This window comes from Segatella copri (genome assembly GCF_019249795.2).
Classification (GTDB): Bacteria; Bacteroidota; Bacteroidia; order Bacteroidales; family Bacteroidaceae; genus Prevotella; species Prevotella copri_B.
The window spans coordinates 56,813-77,473 of sequence record NZ_CP156891.1; the positions used below are offsets into that span (position 1 = coordinate 56,813).

16 protein-coding genes are annotated in these 20,661 nt (G+C 44.9%); 12 read left to right on the forward strand and 4 right to left on the reverse strand.

What is annotated here, in order from left to right:
* Window positions 1–98 precede the first annotated feature (98 nt).
* The 7 genes from ileS (at window position 99) to KUA48_RS00315 (ending at window position 8,734) form a co-directional block, all read left to right on the forward strand.
* Complete coding sequence (ileS, locus tag KUA48_RS00285) at window positions 99–3,710, forward strand: isoleucine--tRNA ligase (RefSeq protein WP_218433208.1); 3,612 nt, start codon at window positions 99–101, stop codon at window positions 3,708–3,710.
* A 111-nt stretch (window positions 3,711–3,821) separates the two neighbouring features.
* Window positions 3,822–4,205, forward strand: a complete 384-nt coding sequence (locus tag KUA48_RS00290; protein ID WP_022120972.1) for an RNA polymerase-binding protein DksA — start codon at window positions 3,822–3,824, stop codon at window positions 4,203–4,205.
* Between the two features lie 3 nt (window positions 4,206–4,208).
* Complete coding sequence (locus tag KUA48_RS00295) at window positions 4,209–4,925, forward strand: lipoprotein signal peptidase (protein WP_153073450.1); 717 nt, start codon at window positions 4,209–4,211, stop codon at window positions 4,923–4,925.
* A gap of 2 nt (window positions 4,926–4,927) precedes the next feature.
* Window positions 4,928–5,887 (forward strand): DUF4296 domain-containing protein, encoded by a 960-nt coding sequence (locus tag KUA48_RS00300; RefSeq protein ID WP_218433207.1) that lies wholly within the window; start codon window positions 4,928–4,930, stop codon window positions 5,885–5,887.
* Between the two features lie 16 nt (window positions 5,888–5,903).
* Window positions 5,904–6,128 (forward strand): hypothetical protein, encoded by a 225-nt coding sequence (locus tag KUA48_RS00305; RefSeq protein WP_153086953.1) that lies wholly within the window; start codon window positions 5,904–5,906, stop codon window positions 6,126–6,128.
* Between the two features lie 17 nt (window positions 6,129–6,145).
* Complete coding sequence (gene nadC / locus KUA48_RS00310) at window positions 6,146–6,997, forward strand: carboxylating nicotinate-nucleotide diphosphorylase (protein ID WP_006846832.1); 852 nt, start codon at window positions 6,146–6,148, stop codon at window positions 6,995–6,997.
* A gap of 102 nt (window positions 6,998–7,099) precedes the next feature.
* Window positions 7,100–8,734 (forward strand): dipeptidase, encoded by a 1,635-nt coding sequence (locus KUA48_RS00315; RefSeq protein WP_371833712.1) that lies wholly within the window; start codon window positions 7,100–7,102, stop codon window positions 8,732–8,734.
* 128 nt (window positions 8,735–8,862) lie between these two features.
* Here KUA48_RS00315 and KUA48_RS00320 read toward each other — a convergent pair whose 3' ends face one another.
* The 4 genes from KUA48_RS00320 to KUA48_RS00335 all read right to left on the reverse strand — a co-directional run bounded on the left by KUA48_RS00320 (window position 8,863) and on the right by KUA48_RS00335 (window position 13,591).
* Entirely contained in the window at window positions 8,863–9,423 is a 561-nt protein-coding gene (locus tag KUA48_RS00320; RefSeq protein WP_117586627.1) for an NADH peroxidase, read from the reverse strand.
* A gap of 45 nt (window positions 9,424–9,468) precedes the next feature.
* A complete protein-coding gene (locus KUA48_RS00325) occupies window positions 9,469–9,918 on the reverse strand; it encodes a Fur family transcriptional regulator (RefSeq protein WP_153073448.1) in 450 nt (149 codons plus the stop codon).
* 272 nt (window positions 9,919–10,190) lie between these two features.
* Window positions 10,191–10,790 (reverse strand): LolA-like putative outer membrane lipoprotein chaperone, encoded by a 600-nt coding sequence (locus KUA48_RS00330; RefSeq protein ID WP_022120965.1) that lies wholly within the window; start codon window positions 10,788–10,790, stop codon window positions 10,191–10,193.
* 173 nt (window positions 10,791–10,963) lie between these two features.
* A complete protein-coding gene (locus tag KUA48_RS00335; protein ID WP_218433206.1) occupies window positions 10,964–13,591 on the reverse strand; it encodes a DNA translocase FtsK in 2,628 nt (875 codons plus the stop codon).
* Window positions 13,592–13,701: 110 nt separating this feature from the next.
* Here KUA48_RS00335 and KUA48_RS00340 point away from each other — a divergent pair, with 110 nt between their 5' ends.
* The 5 genes from KUA48_RS00340 to dnaB are packed head-to-tail and all read left to right on the forward strand — an operon-like array spanning window position 13,702 to window position 20,472.
* Complete coding sequence (locus KUA48_RS00340) at window positions 13,702–14,322, forward strand: 3'-5' exonuclease (protein WP_117586623.1); 621 nt, start codon at window positions 13,702–13,704, stop codon at window positions 14,320–14,322.
* Between the two features lie 54 nt (window positions 14,323–14,376).
* Complete coding sequence (locus KUA48_RS00345; RefSeq protein WP_153080888.1) at window positions 14,377–15,558, forward strand: class I SAM-dependent rRNA methyltransferase; 1,182 nt, start codon at window positions 14,377–14,379, stop codon at window positions 15,556–15,558.
* A gap of 21 nt (window positions 15,559–15,579) precedes the next feature.
* The gene (locus KUA48_RS00350; RefSeq protein WP_022120961.1) at window positions 15,580–16,491 is read left to right on the forward strand and encodes an ABC transporter substrate-binding protein; all 912 of its coding nucleotides are present in this window, start codon (window positions 15,580–15,582) and stop codon (window positions 16,489–16,491) included.
* Window positions 16,492–16,549: 58 nt separating this feature from the next.
* On the forward strand, window positions 16,550–18,970 hold the full coding sequence (locus tag KUA48_RS00355) for a hypothetical protein (protein ID WP_218433205.1): 2,421 nt from the start codon (window positions 16,550–16,552) through the stop codon (window positions 18,968–18,970).
* A 2-nt stretch (window positions 18,971–18,972) separates the two neighbouring features.
* Complete coding sequence (gene dnaB, locus KUA48_RS00360) at window positions 18,973–20,472, forward strand: replicative DNA helicase (protein WP_022120959.1); 1,500 nt, start codon at window positions 18,973–18,975, stop codon at window positions 20,470–20,472.
* Window positions 20,473–20,661: the final 189 nt, after the last annotated feature.

Here is a 20,661-nt window from a genome sequence, read left to right on the forward strand (position 1 = left end):
ATATAAGTAGAAAATATATTAAAGATTTTGGGTAAAACCTTTTTTTTTTGTAACTTTGCGCCCAAAAGTAAAAACAATATAAAATTTAAATAGATAATATGGCTAAGAAATTTGCCGAGCACAACGGTCTGAATTTGACTCAGACAAACAATGACGTACTAGCAGCGTGGGAGAAAAATGATATCTTCCACAAGTCTATCGACGAGCGTGAAGGCTGCCCTCAGTTTATCTTCTTCGAGGGACCTCCATCAGCTAATGGCCACCCGGGTATTCACCACGTGTTGGCACGTAGTATCAAGGATACATTCAACAGATACAAGACCATGAAGGGTTTCCAGGTTCACCGTAAGGCGGGATGGGATACCCACGGACTCCCTGTTGAACTCGGTGTCGAGAAGGAACTCGGCATCACCAAGAAGGATATCGACAACAAGGCTTCAGAGAAGTATATCTCTACTGAGGATTACAACCACAAGTGCCGCGAGAACGTGATGAAGTTCACCGCTGAGTGGCGCGAGTTGACTGAGAAGATGGGTTACTTCGTAGATCTCGATCATCCTTATATCACCTACGATAACAAGTATATCGAGACTCTCTGGTGGCTCCTCAAGCAGCTCTACAACAAGGGGATGCTCTACAAGGGTTACACCATCCAGCCATACTCTCCAGGTGCAGGTACAGGCTTGAGCTCTCACGAGTTGAACCAGCCTGGCTGCTATCGCGATGTTAAGGACCTCACCACCACAGCCCAGTTCCTCATCAAGGATCCTAAGGCTGAGTGGACCAAGTGGGGCAAGCCATACTTCATCGCATGGACCACTACACCTTGGACTTTGCCATCAAACGTGGCTCTCTGTGTGGGTCCTAAGATTGACTATGTAGCCATCGAGACCTACAACCTCTACAATGGCGAGCCTATGACACTCGTGATGGCTGAGGCTCTGGTAGGTTCTTATCTGAAGGCAGACCAGGAGTGCAAGGAAGGCGATCTCCTGCCATTCGACAAGGAGAAGAAGCAGTGCCCATGGCGCATTATCGACCACATGAAGGGTACCGACCTCGAAGGCATGCACTACGAGCAGCTCCTGCCATGGGTAAAGCCATGCGAGAAGGTTGATCTCTTCGCACCGGCTTTCGTAACAGAATATGCTGCTGCTCATCCTGAGAAGGTGTTCGCTTCTGAGGATGGTCGCGATCAGTTCGTCGAGATGGAGAGTGAGGCTTTCCGCGTAATCCTCGGCGACTACGTTACTACCGATGACGGTACAGGTATCGTGCACATCGCTCCTACATTCGGTGCCGATGATGCCAAGGTGGCTAAGGATGCCAACATCCCAGCTCTCTACCTTATTAATAAGAAGGGCGAGACCCGCCCAATGGTTGACCTCCAGGGTAAGTTCTATCTCATCGAAGACCTCGATGCCAACTTCGTGAACGCTTGCGTCAACAAGGAGGCATATGCTCATCACGCAGGCGGCTACGTGAAGAATGCCTACGACCCACAGTTTAATGTGGATGGCGTCTGGGACAAGAAGGCTTCTGATAAGGCTGAAGACCTGAACATCGTACTCTGCTACGAGTTGAAGCAGGAGGGCAAGGCTTTCAAGAGCGAGAAGCACGTGCACAACTATCCTCACTGTTGGCGTACCGACAAGCCTATCCTCTATTATCCATTGGATAGCTGGTTTATCAAGGATACAGCCCGCAAGGAGCGCATGGTAGAACTCAACAAGACCATCAACTGGCAGCCTGAGAGCACCGGTACAGGCCGTTTCGGCAACTGGCTTGAGAACCTGAACGACTGGAACCTTTCACGTTCCCGCTTCTGGGGTACTCCATTGCCAATCTGGCGTGACGAGAACCGTGGCGAGAAGTGCATCGGCAGCCTTGAGGAACTCTATGCTGAAATCGAGAAGTCTGTGGCTGCCGGTATCATGCAGAGCAACCCATTGAAGGAGAATGGTTTCGTTCCTGGCGACTACAGTCAGGAGAACTATGATAAGATTGACCTCCACCGTCCATACGTTGACAAGATTGTATTGGTTAACGAGGAGGGCAAGCCAATGTATCGTGAGAGCGACCTCATCGACGTTTGGTTCGATTCAGGTTCAATGCCTTACGCCCAGCTCCACTACCCATTCGAGGGTGAGATGGCCCGTGGCACAGAGGCAGACCGCGATGCACTCATCCACAGCACCTACGAGGGATATGCTATTCCTCCTAAGTTCTATCCAGCCGACTTCATCAACGAGGGCGTGGATCAGACCCGTGGATGGTTCTTTACCCTGCACGCCATCGCTACCATGGTATTCGATAGCGTAGCCTTCAAGAACGTAATCTCTTCTGGTCTCGTTCTCGATGCCAAGGGTAACAAGATGAGTAAGCACGTGGGTAACGTAACCAACCCATTCGAGATGATTGATAAGTATGGTGCCGATCCTGTTCGTTTCTATATGATGACCAACAGCGAGCCTTGGGACAACCTCAAGTTCGACCCTAATGGTGTGGACGAGACCCGTCGTAAGTTCTTCGGTACCTTATATAATACCTACAGCTTCTTCGCCCTCTATGCTAATGTAGATGGTTTCGATGCAGAGGCTGCTCAGGTGCCATTCGAGAAGTGCCCAGAGATTGACCGCTGGATTCTCTCTTCACTCAATACCCTCATCAAGGGCGTTGACAGAGAGTTGGCTGGCTATGATCCAACCCGCGCAGGCCGTCTCATCGATGCTTTCGTCAACGATGACCTCTCTAACTGGTACGTTCGTCTGAACCGTAAACGTTTCTGGGGTAAGGAGATGAGCGAGGATAAGCTGAGTGCTTACCAGACTCTCTATACCTGCCTGATGACAGTGGCTAAGCTGCTGGCACCATTCGCTCCATTCTATGCAGACGAGTTGTATCACGACTTGGGCGGCGAGTTGGAGAGCGTACATCTCGATAAGTTCCCTGTAGCTGATGAGGCTGCTATCGATGCCGACCTGGAGGAGCGTATGGCCATCGCCCAGAAGATTACTTCTATGGTATTGGCTTTGCGCCGCAAGGTGAACATCAAGGTGCGTCAGCCACTCCAGCAGATCATGATTCCTGCAGTAGATGATGTACAGAAGGCACACATCGAGGCAGTAGCAGGACTGTTGAAGAACGAGGTGAACGTGAAGGAGGTTAACTTCATTGAGGGTCAGGGTATTCTCGTAAAGAAGGTGAAGTGTAACTTTAGAGTGATGGGTAAGAAGTTCGGCAAGCTGATGAAGGGTGTTGCTGCCCAGATGTCAGCGCTCGATCAGGACCAGATTGCAGCTTTTGAGAAGGCAGGCAACATCACATTGAATATCGACGGACAGGAAGCCGTGGTAGAGGTAGCCGACGTGGAGATTATCTCTGAGGATATTCCAGGATGGCTCGTATCTAACGAGGGCAATCTGACCGTAGCGCTTGAGGTAGAGTTGACCCCAGAATTGAAGAAGGAGGGTATGGCTCGTGAGTTGATCAACCGTATCCAGAACCTCCGCAAGGAGACAGGTCTGGAGATTACCGACCGCATCAACGTAACTGTGGCTCCTAATGAGGAGACCAACGCAGCCATCGAGTCATTCGCCGACTACATCAAGGGTCAGGTATTAGCAGACAGCATCGAAATCGGTGACAACGCAGGTGTTGAGACCGAGTTTGATGACTTTAAGTTGAACATTCTCGTAGAGAAGAATTAAATAGTTAGGAGTTAGAAGTTAGAAGTTAGGAGCATTTCCAAACTGCTTGCTTCTAACTTTCTAGCCCTTATTTCCTAAAAACATTAACAAATAACATAATAGATAACATCTATGGCTAACGAAAAACTACGTTATAGCGATCAGGAGCTCGAGGAGTTCCGCGCTATTATTGATGAGAAATTGAAGGTGGCAAAGCAGACTTATCATGATTGCATGGCTCAGCTGAACCACTCAGACAGTAATGATGTGGTAGATACATCACCAACCTACAAGGCTCTTGAGGAGGGTAGTGAAGCACAAAGCAAAGAAGAAATCATCCAGATGGCCCAGCGTCAGCAGAAGTTCATCAAGGGATTGGAAGCAGCTTTGGTTCGTATCCAGAACAAGACCTATGGTATTGACCGCGAAACAGGTGAGTTGATTCCTAAGGAGCGTTTGCGTGCTGTACCTCATGCCACTTTGAGTGTAGCTTCTAAGGAGGCTAGAAAAAAGTAATAAATGGAGAAAACAAGTAAAATTAAATACGGATGGCTCGTCACGGCAATGGTGGTTGTGCTTCTTGTTATCGATCAGATTATCAAGGTGTACATCAAGACCCATTTTTGCCTTGGCGAGTCTGTTCGTGTTACTGATTGGTTTTATATCGAATTTGTTGAGAACAACGGAATGGCTTGGGGTATGTCGTTTATCGGCAAGTTCTGGCTAAGTCTGTTGCGCCTGGTAGCCATCTGTGCTTTGAGCATTTATCTGCATCGCATCATTAAGCGTGGTACCTATCGCTTGTTATACATCATTTTGGTGGCGCTGGTTCTGACAGGTGCAATCGGCAATATGATTGATTCCATCTTCTACGGACTTATCTTCACCGGTGCCTCACCTTATTATGTATCTTATCTTGTGCCTTTCGGCGAGGGGTATGCACCCGTGCTCATGGGCAAGGTGGTTGATATGTTCCGCTTTCCGTTCTTCACCTATACATGGCCTGAATGGTTCCCTTTCTGGGGTGGACAGCATGGTACATTCTTCGATCCTGTATTCAATTTTGCAGATTCCTGTGTATCAGTCGGCATCATTTCTCTCTTGCTTTTCTGTAGAAAAGAACTGGAAGCTCTCGGAGGTGATGATAAGGAGAAGAAGGTTAAAGATTCTTCTTTTATTGAAACTGCTGAAGAAAAGATAAAGTCTCAATCTCAAGAAAATAAGGAGGACAAGTAATCATGAAGAAAGCTTTTCTTTATCTCTGTTGGATAGTAACCTTTTGTGCAGCCTTTGCTTCTTGCAAGCCTTCGCTGCCAAGAGATGTGCTCTCTAAAGGAAAGATGACGGATATTCTCTTCGATTATCACATCGCTCTTGCTATGGCGCAGAACGAAGACGGTGGTAGTGAGAAGAATAGTCTGGCTTATCGCGAGGCTGTACTGAAGAAACATGATGTCACCTCGGCAGACTTCAACAGTTCGATGGTTTATTATATGCGCCATACAGAATTGCTGCATGATGTGTATAAGGATTTGGCAGAAAGATTGGATAAAGAGGTGGTTGCATTGGGTGGAAACAGTACAGGAAATAGTGATTTTGACAATCTTACTGCTGTTGGCGATACTGCCAATATCTGGAAGGATGCTACTTCGATGGTATTCTCGCCTGATGAGGGCTTCAACAGTCGCAGTTTTAAAATTGAAGCTGATACTGCTTTCCATAAGGGTGACCGGTTCCGTCTTGATTTCGAATCGCAGTTTATCTTCCAGGATGGTATGCGTGATGGCATCGCTTTGCTGGCTGTTCAGTTCAAGAACGATAGTGTGGCACAGACTGTAATTCATATTCAGAGTGCTCAGCACTATAGTGTAGAACTCGCTGATAATGATAGCCTTGGAATCAAATGTATAAAGGGGTACTTTATGTTGAATGAGGGTGGCTTCAGTTCTGATGCCGGTTCTTTGACGACTCTTAAACTGATGTTTGTCAATAAGATTCGTCTCATCCGTATGCATCCTAAAAAGGTGGCACCGGTTTCTTCTTCTGCAGCATCTTCTGATTCGGCAAAAGTAGATACAGCTCGTAAGACCCGTATACCAGGTCCGAGTGTTCCAGCGCGTCCGGATGGAGCTTTGGCGCCTCCGACCAGTGCACCGGTTTCTATGCCTGATAAACCTATTCAGATGACGAGTAATTAGTCTGGATGTTTAAGATATGGCTGAAATGAGGAGATGCGGAGCCCATCAGGTGATATTGCCGGATGGCTCGATATTGCAGCAGGCTGTGGTAGAAATACAAGAGGACAGGGTGGTGAACTACTTCGAGTTTCGCGAGGAGTTGCCGATGACCGAATGGTTAGGCGGCGAAATCCGGGTGGAACGCGATGAGGAAGGCATCCTTCGTGCCCTGTGGAACGGAAAAGTAATCAATAAACATTAAACATAAACATTAATAATATGTTAAGCGTAGATCAATTAGAAGACAAGTTGATAGACTTGGCATTTGCTGAGGATATCGGTGATGGCGACCACACAACTTTGTGTTGTATCCCAGAAGACGCCATGGGTAAGAGCCACTTGCTTATCAAGGAAGATGGCGTGTTGGCAGGTGTTGAAATGGCAAAGAAGGTATTTGCCCGTTTCGATCCTACCATGAAGGTAGAAGTGTTGCTTCAGGATGGAACCCATGTTAAGAAGGGTGACATTGCAATGATTGTAGAGGGTAAGACCCGTTCTTTGCTCCAGACAGAGCGTTTGATGCTCAATATCATGCAGCGTATGAGTGGCATTGCTACCATGACTGCTAAGTATGTAAAGCGTCTTGAGGGTACAAAGACTCATATCCTTGACACCCGTAAGACTACTCCAGGTCTCCGTATGTTGGAGAAGCAGGCTGTGAAGATTGGTGGTGGTATGAACCATCGCATTGGTCTTTTTGATATGATTCTCTTGAAAGATAACCATATCGATTTTGCTGGTGGTATCGATAACGCAATCGACCGTTGCCATGCTTATCTGAAGGAGAAGGGCCTCGACCTAAAGATTGAAATCGAGGTTCGCAGTTTCGATGAACTTGACCAGGTATTGAAGCATGGTGGTGTAAATCGTATCATGCTCGATAACTTCTCTGTGCCTGATACTAAGAAGGCAGTAGACATCATCGCAGGTAAGTATGAGACTGAGTCTTCTGGCGGTATCACTTACGATACCATCCGCGATTATGCAGAGCAGGGAGTTGATTTCATCTCAGTTGGTGCCTTGACACATAGTGTGAAGGGCTTGGATATGAGTTTCAAGGCTTGCGAATAAGTGAAGAATGAAGAGGGAAGAGTGAAGAATTCAAATGCTCTTCTCTTTTTGTATATATAAATTAAGGTATATTTTATGAATAAGATTTTTGCTTCTGCCTTGATGGCTGTGGCTATGTTGGGCAGTGTCTCTGAGGCTGAGGCATGTACCAACTTTATAGTAGGGAAAAAAGCATCGGTTGATGGATCTGTGATGTGTTCATATAGTGCTGATGACTATGGTATGTTCCAAAATCTCTGTCATTTTCCTGCCGGTAAGCATGCTAAGGGCGAGATGCGTAAGATTTACGATTGGGATACCAATAAATATCATGGTGAGATTCCGGAGGCTGCCGAGACTTATAATGTGATTGGCAATATCAATGAATGGCAGGTCACCATCGGTGAAACTACTTATGGTGGACGTGAGGAGATGGCTGATTCTACAGGTATCATGGACTATGGTTCACTCATTTATGTTGCCCTGCAGCGTAGTAAGACAGCCCGTGAGGCTATCAAAGTGATGACAACCATCGCCAATACTTACGGCTATAATTCAGAAGGCGAGACCTTTACCATCTGTGATCCGAACGAAGCTTGGATTATGGAGATGATGGGCAAGGGACCAGGTTCTAAGGGCGTGGTTTGGGTAGCTCTCCGTATTCCTGATAATGCAGTTTGTGCACATGCTAACCAGAGTCGCATCGGCAAGTTCAATATGAAGGACAAGAAAAACGTGATGTATGCCAAGGATGTCGTTTCTTTTGCTCGCAGTAAGGGATGGTATCAGGGCAAGGATGCTGATTTCTCATGGAAAATGGCATATGCTAAGCCTGATTTCTCAGGACGTCGTTTCTGCGATGCTCGTGCTTGGGCTCTTTTGAATCATTTCTATGATATGAGTCCTTATCTTGATTGGGCTTTGGGCAAGGATCCTAATGCGAAGGATATGCCTCTCTGGGTGGTTCCAAACAAGAAGGTGAGTGTTGCTGATGTTGAGGCTTGCATGCGTGACCATTATGAGGGTACACCTCTTTCTGTTGCTGATGGCACTGATATCGGGGGTGGTATCTGGCAGATGCCTTACAGGCCAACTCCATTGATGTTTAAGGTGGATGGAAAGCAGTGCTTCAACGAACGACCGGTCAGCACCCAGCAGAGTGGTTTTGTTTTTGTTAGCCAGATGCGTTCATGGATGCCTAGAGAGATTGGCGGTGTTCTTTGGTTTGGTAATGATGATGCCAATATGGTAGCGTTCACACCAATCTACTGTTCTTCTACAGTTCGTCCTGAGTGTTATAACACACCGGGAGCAGATGCAGTGAATTTCAGTTTCAAGAATGCTTACTGGGTGTGCAATATGACCAGCAATATGGTTTATCCTCGTTACAGCCAGATGTTCCCAACTTTGAAGGAGGTTCGTGATAGTCTGGATAACAGCTATTTTGCTGCACAACCAGGTGTTGAGGCTAAGGCTCAGGAACTGTATGCACAGGATCCACAGGCTGCTGTCAAGTATCTCAATGATTATGGTATTGAGAAGGCACAGCAGATGTTGGCGCGTTGGCAACAGCTCTTCCAGTTTATGGTAGTGAAGTATAATGACATGATTATCAAGCCAACCAAAAAAGATGGCAGTTTCGAGAAGACTCCTTATGGATTAGGTGCAACCCCAGTTCGTCCTGGGTATCCTGAGAAATATGCCAAGGAACTTATTAAGCAAACAGGAGACAAGTTCCTGGTTCCTGAAACAAAGTAACAATATTTATCATCACATAAAGAAAGCCGATTCAAGTATATTACTATACAAGAATCGGCTTTCCTGTTTTCTTGACTTACAATACTAAATAGTATTATAATTTTTAAAGTTACGTCTTTTAAAATCTATTACTTGAAGTATCTCTTGTAGAGACCTGCAAAACCTGCACAGTGGCGGGCTTCATCCTTAGCCATCTCATGAACGGTATCGTGGATAGCATCTGAACCCTGCTCCTTAGCAAGCTTGGCAATGCGGAACTTATCCTCACAAGCACCCTTCTCTGCTGCAATACGAGCCTCGAGATTGCTCTTGGTATCACCCAAAACCTCACCGAGAAGTTCTGCAAAACGAGAAGCGTGATCAGCCTCCTCATAGGCATAACGTTTGTAAGCCTCTGCAATTTCAGGATAGCCTTCACGATCTGCCTGGCGTGCCATAGCAAGATACATACCTACCTCGCCACACTCACCATTGAAATGGTCCTTCAAACCCTTGATAACGTCTTCATTAACGCTATCCTTAAATGCCTGACCGAGAACGTGAACGGTAGCAAATGTCATATCGTCATCAACTGCATCTTCCATCTCTTTGAACTTGCTGGCTGGAGCCTTGCAGATAGGGCACTTCTCAGGTGCTTCTGTACCTTCGTAAATGTAACCGCAAACGGTGCAAATAAACTTTTTCTTCATAATGCTTTTGTTTTAAATGTTGTTGTATAATTATTGTCTTTTGAATTAGTGAACAGTCTCTGTGAGAGGTGACTTTACGCTTTTTTTAGCGCATTCTGTACAGATTCCTCTGTAGTAGAGCTGTTCTTCCAATACGATGTTTCCTTCAATTTCCTTTCCTGGTTCCACTGTTGGAGCAGGTTCGCCGAAAAAGTCAATTACCTTGCCACAATTTCTGCAATAGAAGTGAACGTGGCTTTTAATATTTCCATCATAACACACGCGATGTTCATCGATTGTGATCATTTGAGCCGCATTGTGCTCACTCAACATTCTGAGTGTATTGTAAACGGTTGTCTTGCTCAATGTTGGGATACTTTCAGCTAATCCTTTGTACACATCCTCGATAGTTGGATGAGTGGGATGATTAATAAGCCAATCCATGATGGCAATACGCTGGAGTGATGGTCGGATACCTTTCTCCACGAGTCTTTGATAGGCTTCTGTCTGTTTCATAATTACTTGTTGTTATAATTTGTTGTTGCAAAGATAAGCAATTCTTTTGTATCCGCCAAATATTTTTGCAAAAATTCCAAAGTATTTTTGAATATTTTACAATTGCATAGTTGTTTTAAGATTTGTTGTGCAAAAAGGTAGATCCTATGATTCGCTTTTGGAAATTATTGATACTAAAACCCTTTTGGAAAAAGTAATTCCCCGTCACGCTACCGGAAGGTTGTGGCGGGGAATCTTATTTGAAAATAAACTTTATACGATATTTCAGGCGATTATCTCAGGTCGATGACTTCAGCTCCTGGACATTCCTTGCTGTTGAAATTGAATGTGCTGTTAGAAACGCTCTTGGCTCTGAAGTTACTTACCGTGATGGTACTCCAGGTATTGCCCTGTCGCATCTTGACAACTGATGGAATATGTGTCTTTTTGTTGATGGTGATATACATTTCGGCTACAGAACGTTTCTGGTTATTGGCAACGAGATGTACTACATAGTTACTGCCTGCTGTCTTGAGCGTTGACTTATAACCAGTCTTATATATATTAATAAAGGTATAAGGGTTCATGGACATCTGCTGAGCCTGTGTAGGGTTGCTGACATTCACCTCGTTGGTTTTCTTTAGATAAGTCCACTGGGTCTTGCCGTTGAACCAGACGATGGCTTGCGGGGTACGGGCGTTAAACTTGTTGCCTTTGATGGCAATACTGCCGCTTGCTGATCCATACTTAGAGCTGCTCATCTTGAAGTTGGCGCTAGCTCCACCTTTGTTGCCAATAACGGCAGCGGTCTTATCAAGTACCTGTTGCGCAGTCTGCGCCATGGCTCCGATGCTCATCATTGCAACGAAAGCCAATGCTAAAATCTTTTTCATTTTTATCTTTTCCTTTCTTTTAAAATTCTATGTTATATCTTCTAAAATTTCATACTCTATCATAAAGCCGTAAAAACGTCTTTTCTCTCTTAGACGTTTTCACGGCTTCAGGGTTTAATAATTTAACCTTTTCCAATATTATCTTCTTTCATACCCTTAGTTATTTACTAAAATTAAGAGTTTCGAAGTGCCATTAACAGATTATTAAGCTGGTTTTCATCCTGTATCAGTACCTCACGAGGCTTGCTGCCCTGTGCTGCACCTACGATGCCTGCAGCTTCCATCTGGTCCATTAATCGTCCTGCACGGTTATAGCCGATACTGAACCGGCGCTGGATCATGCTGGTAGAACCCTGCTGTGAAAGAACAATCGCATGGGCTGCCTCTTCGAAGAACGGATCCAGTTCGCGGGCACTGATGCTGCCGCTTCCACCTGCGCTTCCTTCATCATTAGCTGGTTCTGGCAACTCCATAGGTTCGATAGGGCCAGGCTGTTCGCAGATATACTCGTTGATGCGCTCGATTTCAGGTGTATCAACAAAGGCACACTGTACACGTACAGGTTCGTTGCCGCAGAGATAGAGCATATCACCACGACCAATCAGCTGGTTGGCTCCTGTACGGTCAAGAATGGTCTTTGAGTCGATGGCAGATGTAACCTTAAAGGCGATACGGCCAGGGAAGTTAGCCTTGATATTACCCGTGATGATGCTGGTTGTAGGACGCTGGGTGGCAATAATCATGTGGATACCCACGGCACGTGCCAGCTGGGCGATACGGGCAATAGGAAGTTCTACTTCTTTGCCGGCTGTCATGATCAGATCACCGAACTCATCTATAATCACCACGATGTATGGCATATACTCATGTCCATCTGTCAACTTCAACTTGTGGTTGATATACTTCTGGTTGTATTCTTTGATGTTACGTGCTCCTGCCTTTTTGAGCAAGTCGTAACGGCTATCCATCAGTACACACAGACTGTTCAGGGTTCTAACCACCTTGGTTACGTCGGTTATGATAGGTTCTTCCTCATCAGGAACCGCAGCCATAAACTTATTGGCAATACGGGAGTAGACGCTAAACTCCACTTTCTTAGGGTCGATGAGAACCAGTTTGAGTTCATTTGGATGTTTCTTGTATAATAAAGAGGTGATGATGGCATTCAACCCTACAGATTTACCCTGTCCGGTAGCACCCGCAACAAGCAGGTGAGGAATCTTTGCCAAATCAACCATAAACACTTCGTTGGTAATGGTCTTACCCAAAGCGATAGGTAACTCCATCTTGGTTTCCTGGAATTTCTTTGAGTTTAAAGTACTTTCCATACTAACGATGTTCGCCTTTGCGTTAGGTACCTCAATACCGATGGTTCCCTTACCTGGAATAGGAGCGATGATACGGATGCCGAGAGCTGCCAGACTCAAGGCGATGTCATCTTCCAGATTCTTGATCTTAGAGATACGTACGCCTTCTGCAGGCTGGATTTCGTAGAGTGTGATGGTAGGACCAACCGTAGCACGGATGGTTTTGATCTGTACGCCAAAGTTGCCCAGCACCTCGATGATGCGGTTTTTGTTGGCGCGCTGCTCTTCCTCATCGATGGATACGCCGTCATCCTCATACTTCTTCAGAAGGTTGAGTACCGGATATTTATATCTGGTGAACGGCTCCTTCGGATTGATCGGAGTATTCAGTACTTCTGCATTGCTCAAGGTGTTGCCTGTAGCCTTCTCGTCGGCTGTGGCTACAGAGATGTCCATACCTATATGCTCAGAAGCTGCAGCAGCCTCGGCAGCTTGCTTTTCCAATGCTTCCCGTTCAGCCCGTTTTGTACGGAGTTCGCGCTGACGTGCAATGAGTGACATATTCTCGTTCAGCGTGCCGTTGGCTATAGCGATGGTTTCATCTTTTTCCGTATCACCTTCTGTTCCTGTAGCTTCCTGTCCGTCTGCCTCTGGCTCAACAGGCGTAGAAGGTGTGTCTGGGGTTGCGAAAGTCTGGTCCGGATCCAGATTCAGGTCGATGACTTTGGCAGGTTCTTCTTCCTTATATTCTTCTTTCTCATCCTCTGTGCCAGCACCATATGCTGCGTTGGCGTATACCTCGTCGATAGCTTCCGTATCTTTCCTGTTCTTTCCATGGTTAGTAATCTCAAATTTCACCTTATTTGATATATAACCGATAGGGTTGAGTGCTTTTCTGATAACCGTAATAGTTTCAGTGGTGAGATAGGTGAGGAATGCTACCGCCACGAAGAAAAGAATGGCAGTAAGTCCTGGAGGACCCATGATGTTCTCCAGATTCTGCACGACAAAGAGTCCGTGCTTTCCGCCCGGATTGAAGATGAGGCTTGGCATGATAGGTGCGATGAACTTGGCAAAGGTTACCGACATCCATAGTATGATCACAATCATGCAGAAGAACCATTTCCACAGGTTCAGCTTGTAGGCATGCATCATCTGCAATCCCACCATGATGACAAAGAATGGGAGCAAGAAGGCTGGAAATCCGAAATTGATGACAATGAGCCAATAGGATACAATGGCTCCCCAGGATCCGCAGTAGTTCTGAAACTGTTTTTCCGTGTTGGTCCATTCGCCTGGCTTCAGATTTTCGAGCAAACTCTGGTCATTGGCTCCTGTGTTGAGAAAGGAGATCATAGCGATGATGATAACCACAGCAATGACTACCAAGGCTAATCCTATGAAAAAGTCAGTGATAGTATTGTTGAAAATATACTGTAAACCAATAGCTTCGCTAAAGGTTTTGGTCTTTTTTTCAGTTCTTTTTTTAGCCATTTTATATATTTTTGAATAATTTATCTGCAAAATTAGCGAAAATAATTGAGAAAACAATTCTTTTTCTCATCTTTTTTTTCTAATTTTGCAACTTGTAAAGAATAAAAAGCATAATGAAGATTATTTTCACTAGTTTCGACAAGGCGGCAATCACGAATTTGCCAAGAGCTTTGTTTCCTGGCAAAATCGTAGTCGTTGACAAGCCTGAAGATACAGAAGCGGCTGTTAATGACCTACTTAGCCATTATATACTGGGCGTGGATACTGAAACGCGCCCATCATTCAAGCGTGGTCAGGCTTACCATGTTTCGTTGTTGCAGGTGAGTACACATGATACATGTTATCTCTTCCGCCTGCATCATACGGGCATGACTCCTGCCATCATTCGCTTGCTCGAAGATACCACCGTGCCAAAAGTAGGACTTTCCTGGCACGATGACTTGCTGCAGCTCCATAAGCGAGCTGCTTTTAAGGCTGGTTACTTTATCGAGTTGCAGGATGTTGCTAAGAACTTTGGTATCGCAGACATGAGTCTGCAGAAACTATATGCTAACCTGTTTCACCAGAAAATCAGCAAGGCGCAACGGTTGAGCAATTGGGAGGCTAGCGATTTGAAGGAATCGCAGGCTCTCTATGCAGCTACAGATGCCTGGTGCTGCATTAATCTGTATGAGGAATTTAAGCGTTTGTCTGCTACAGGCGATTACGAGCTCGATGAACTCAGGGTATGATATAAGGTGGTAAGGAATAGAAATTGATAATCGTAAGAAACTTCATATATAAATATGTATAAAAGCGTATATTTAAAGAAAGGTAAGGAAGAATCGCTCAAGCGTTTTCATCCATGGATCTTCTCGGGTGCTATCCAGGCAATGGATGAGGGCATAGAGGAGGGCGACATTGTGAGAGTGTTTACCCGTAGTGGTGAATTCATTGCTATAGGTCATTATCAGATCGGTTCTATCGCTGTACGTGTTCTTTCTTTTAGAGATATTGAGATTGATGAGGAGTACTGGTGTGCCAGATTGGATTCGGCATATAAAATGAGACTCGCTTTGGGTATTGCCGGTAATTCATCCAATACTACTTATCGCTTGGTTCATGGTGAGGGTGATAACTTGCCGGGACTTGTTATCGACTGCTATGGTCCTACTGCTGTCATGCAGGCTCACAGTGTGGGTATGCATGTTTGCCGCATGGAGATAGCCAAAGCCTTGAAGAAGGTGATGGGCGAAGCACTGGAGAATATCTACTATAAGAGTGAGACAACCTTACCATATAAGGCTGACCTCAGACAGGAAAATGGCTTTATACTGGGAGGTGATGCTGACGATGTTGCTGTAGAGAATGGACTGAAATTCCATATCGACTGGTTGCGTGGTCAGAAAACGGGTTTCTTCGTAGATCAGCGTGAGAACCGTTCGCTGCTCGAGCATTATGCCAAGGGTAAGAGCGTGCTCAACATGTTCTGCTATACCGGCGGTTTTTCTGTTTATGCGATGAGAGGCGAGGCTAAGGCTGTTCACTCCGTAGACAGCAGTGCCAAGGCGATAGAATTGACCAATGAGAATATTGCGCTCAATTTCCCTGAAGATGCACGCCATGAGGCTATCTGCGAAGATGCCTTCAAGTATCTTGATGAACATGACCAGCAGTATGATCTGATAGTTCTTGATCCTCCTGCTTTTGCCAAGCACCGTGCGGCTTTACGCAATGCGTTGAAGGGCTATACCCGCCTGAACGTAAAGGGCTTGCAGCGTATTAAGAAGGGCGGCATCCTTTTTACCTTCAGTTGCTCTCAGGTGGTTACGAAGGATCAGTTCCGCAATGCTGTGTTTACTGCTGCAGCGCAGGCTGGAAGAAAGGTTCGCATCTTGCACCAGTTGCACCAGCCTGCCGACCATCCTATCAATATTTATCATCCGGAAGGTGAATATTTGAAGGGATTGGTTCTCTATGTAGAATAACAAATGATTAAAGGATAGATAATGAATAAGTTCAAAACGTTTACAGCCTTGATGCTCTTGCTGGCTATAGGATTTGCAGGATGTGGCAAGTCGGAAGCAGAACGTCATCGCTTGAGCAAGAAGGAAAAGGCTAGATTGGATAGCCTAGACCGTGCTGCGCTGAAGATAGCGGTGATGCCAACAATGGACTGCCTGCCAATCTTTCTGGCATGTGATGATAGTATCTTCCAGCAGCAAGGTGTAGACGTACATTTGCGTAGATATACTGCACAAATGGATTGTGATACTGCTATCGAGCGCAAGCGCGTAGAGGGAGCCGTGACCGATCTGATTCGTGCTCATCATATAGAGAAACGGGGTACTGCTTTGACGTACCCTATTTCTACCAATCTTTATTGGCAGTTTATCACCAATAAGCGTTCGCGTATATCAGAACTGAAACAACTGTCAGATAAGATGGTGGCAATGACCCGCTACTCTGCAACTGATTATCTGGCTACTTTAGCAATCGATAGCGGTAAGCCTAAATATGATGCTTATAAGGTTCAAATCAACGATTTGAACATCCGTCTGCGTATGTTGCTTAACAACGAGATGGATGCCATGTTGCTGCCAGAACCTCAAGCTACCAAAGCCCGACTTGAACAGCATGTAAAACTCTTTGATAGCAGAGATAAGAACTTGCAGTTGGGTGTTGTGGCTTTCCGCAAGAAAATACTTTCAGAGCCGCGCCGTAAAGACCAAGTTGCTAAGTTTATCAAGGCGTATAATATTGCTGTTGATAGCATAAACAGTCGTGGGGTACAGCATTATGCAAGAATCATCACAAAATATACGGGTGCCGATGCTAAAACCATCAGTAATCTTCCAAAACTTAAATATGAACACGCTATGGAACCAAGACGTCGTGACCTGGCTGTAGCACAAAAATAAGCGGCTTATGAAAAGAGAAGATTTTAGCTGGACAAAGTTTTCGCATGAAAATGTCACTATGATATCCAGAATAGAGGCTATTCGCACGATAATTGACCAGGAAGTGGGTTTGGAGCCATGTCTGCCTGGAATAGCGGAAATTGAACAAAGATATGATGCTTTATATCATGATTATATAGATGGCAAACTCAAACATCGGGAACTTTATGATCTTGCTTCAGATTTGGATATGGATATAGACAAGCTCTATAGTAAAATGCGCCACGAATGGATTTTGGCTAATGAGTCTACATTTGTTGCACTTCGCAAAAGAGCTCAGAATCTGACAAGTTTTGATGAGGTACAGGAAACCTTTGAGAAATTTGCTACAGATGAAGCTATGCTAAATTTGAGGGTAGACTTGTCTGAAGAACAGATAGACGAGGAAAGACAAAAGATACAAGAGCAGCTTAATGCCTATCGCAATATGGTGTTTTCTTATATTTTGGCAACTGATGAATGGAATGATGATTTTGTCAAGGATATTCTTGATATCATCGCTTCCGATTTGGTAGATCCATACACCATCAATATGATAGTTTCGGCTGTTTCATTGTCATGCTCTGTATTCATGGATGCCCCTAGACTTGCAGTCTTGATGCGCTTAATCAAGTCTGACGACAGTACTTGCAGTGTTCGCCAGCGAGCTTTGGTGGGTTTTGTTTTCTCTGCAATAACCAATTCGGGTGAAAAACAGAAATATTGGGATTCTGCTGCTGGTTTGATCATGAATGATGAATTTTTGGCAGCCTGTGTTGATCTCCAACGCCAGATGCGTCTATGTCTTACAAGTAAAAAGGATAGCAAGGAGATGATGCATTCCGTGGTGAAGACCATGCTCACTTCTTTTACTCAGGATTTGGCCGAAAAGATAGACCAAACGGGTGAATTGGGACTTAATTGCTTCTCTGCAGATGGGGAGAATCCTGATGATGCCCTTAAGGGAGCCTTCGACTATATGTTGAATTCAGAAGATATAGGAGTTGATGTCTATTATCATCAGTTTGCCAACCAGAAGAGCTTCGGTCATTTCCATTCACTCTATAATTGGTTTGTTCCTTTCTATGTCCGTAATTCTACGCTCAAGAATGTTCGGGCTACGATGAAACAGCATCGCAATTTCATCAACAATCTCTTGAGAGGTGCCTCTATGTGTGATACCGATCTGTATAGCATCATTCTTTCATTGAATAATGCATCTAAGGAATTTATTGAATCATTGGATGTTGCTCCGGAAAATATGGTGTCTGGTCCTGTTTTTTATGACGAAGAAGATGAGGTGGAAAAAGAGCAGAATACCGAAGAGCCAGTAGAGGATGAGACTGATTCTACAGAAGCAAAGGATTCTGAAAATGTCACACTGCTTGATTCGGTAATGGAACATGAAGAGAATCTCTCTGAAGAGGAAAAGAAGAAACGTGCAATCAGGGTTCGTCATCGCTATGTGCAGGACCTCTACCGTTTCTATACTCTCTCTCCAATGAGGAAGGCATTTGATAATCCTTTCGAAGTGCAGAAGGAAATTCCTTTCTTTACTACGGGACTGTTTGCCAAACCGGAATATGACAAGTATCGCCTGTCGCTGGCCCGTTTCTCTGCTAAAAGAGGTGACTATGCCTTTGTTAGCAAGATTTTGCGTAATCTGGAAAAATATACCGACGAAGAGCATATGATGCTTGCATTGGCATACAAATCGGAGGAAAAATATGATGAAGCGCTTGAACATCTCTATGTGATTAAGAAAACAAGCCCAACTTATAAGGCTGCCACGGAGTTGAAATTAGAAATAGAAGAAGAAATAAAAGACCCGGCGGCTTTAATAACATTGAATTGCTTGATTAAAGAAGAATCAGATGAGAGTAAGCAGTTTAAGCTCAAGCTGAAAAAGACCGATCTCTTATTGAAACTCCATCATTATAAAGAGGCTTTGGAATGGGCTTTCCAGATGGATGAACAGTATCCTAAGGAAGAACAGGTTGAATGCAGACTGGCTTTCTCTTTGCTCTTTTCAGAATCGGAAGGCGATAAAAACATTGACCATGCAATGGCTTTAATAGAACCTTATCTGCAAAATAGTGATGATAATGAAATCAGGGAAATATTGAATTCTGACATGACAGATATGGATAAGGCTGATAAGGAACGCATGTTCATGAAAATGTTATCTGCGATGGTGAGCAAAGTTTCCAAGCCACAAGACCACAGATGGGAGTCTATGAAATTTTTCTATTATGGACTCTGCGTTCTCGTGAAAAAGGGAGGAACTGCAGCTATCAGATTTTTGAATGAAGCATCTGGTCATGCAGCTTTTTCCCCTAAGGAAGATATAGATGCATTCGGCCTGCTCGAGATGGGAGATTGGCTCGATAATCGTGGTATTGCGCCTATAGAATTGGAATTTATAACAAAAAAAGTTTTCGAGGAAAGGAAAAAACAATAACGATGGCGGAGAATAATAAAAATAAGAATAAGGTACAGATAGATCCAACCTACGCCCATTTGCAGCCGCAGGCTGTGAATGTGGAGCAGGCGGTACTCGGTGCCTTGATGATAGATTCTGATGCCTTTTCGGTGGTGTCGGAGTTGCTCAAGCCGGATACTTTTTATGACCCGCGTCATAAGAGAATATATCAGGCTATCCAGGTGATGAACATGGAGGAACGGCCTGTGGATATCATGACTCTTGCCGATCAGTTAGCCAAGACTGGCGAACTGGATAAGGTGGGAGGAGCACAATATCTCATGGATATTTCTGCAGGCATGGCTTCGGCTGCCCATGTAGAGTCGCATGCCCGTATCCTGGCGCAGAAATATATGCAGCGCCAGCTGATTCATTATGCCGGCGACATCGAGACGATGGCGTATGAAGAAGGTGTGGATGTGGATGAACTGATGCAGAAAGCTGAAGGTGAACTCTTCCAGCTTTCGCAGAACAATATGAAGCAGGATTATACACAGATTGATCCGGTTGTAAAGGAGGCCGTTGCCATCTTGCAGCGTGCTGCTCAGAACTCGGGTGGTCTTACCGGTATTCCTACGGGTTATCGTGGGTTGGATGATATGACATCAGGTTGGCAACCGTCCGACCTTGTGATTATCGCCGGTCGTCCTGCCATGGGTAAGACTTCCTTTGCATTGAGTATTGCCAAGAATGTGGCGGTAGATTATGATGTGCCTATCGGATTCTTCTCTCTGGAAATGAATAACGTTCAGTTGGTGAACCGACTCATCTCGAATGTTTGCGAGATTTCGGGTAAAAAAATACTGAATGGACAATTGGAACAGCCAGAATGGGAGCGGTTGGATAAAAAACTGAGAAAACTGACAGGTGCACCTATTTATATTGATGATACGCCTGGTCTTTCTGTTTTCGAACTCCGTACCAAGGCGCGCCGACTGGTAAGGGAAAAGGGTGTTAAACTGTTGATGATCGACTATCTCCAGCTGATGAATGCCAATGGTATGAAGTTTGGTAGCCGTCAGGAGGAGGTATCTACCATCTCCCGTTCGCTCAAAGGTATTGCCAAAGAGCTGAATATTCCTGTGCTTGCTCTTTCGCAGCTCTCCCGTAATGTAGAGAACCGTGAGGGTTTGGAAGGAAAGCGACCTCAGTTGAGTGACCTCCGTGAATCCGGTGCAATCGAGCAGGATGCCGATATGGTGCTTTTCGTTCACCGCCCGGAATATTATCATATCTATCAGGATGAAAAGGGTAATGACCTTCATGGTATGGCACAGATTATCATTGCCAAGCACCGTAAGGGCTCTGTTGGAGATGTTCTCCTGAACTTCCGTGGAGAATTTACCCGATTCCAGGATCCGCAGGATGCTGCAGCAGCACCTGTTGAGGAAGGTGGTGAGATTGTAGGCTCAAGGATGAATGGCGGAGGGCAGGATGGTAGTCCGCTACCACCGCCGCCTGCAGAGAATCTGCCTTTCTAAGGTTAGAGTTTGTCATTTTTTTCACTCAAAAACTGGCTTTTTCGCCAAATTCTTGCACAGGATTAACGTTTTTGGGTAAAAAAACAATAAGATTGTAGGAATTTGTTATCATTTCTATTAAAAAAGTTATAAATTGTTTGCTAGTATCAAATAAAAGTGTTATCTTTGCATGCGAATTTAAGAATATAA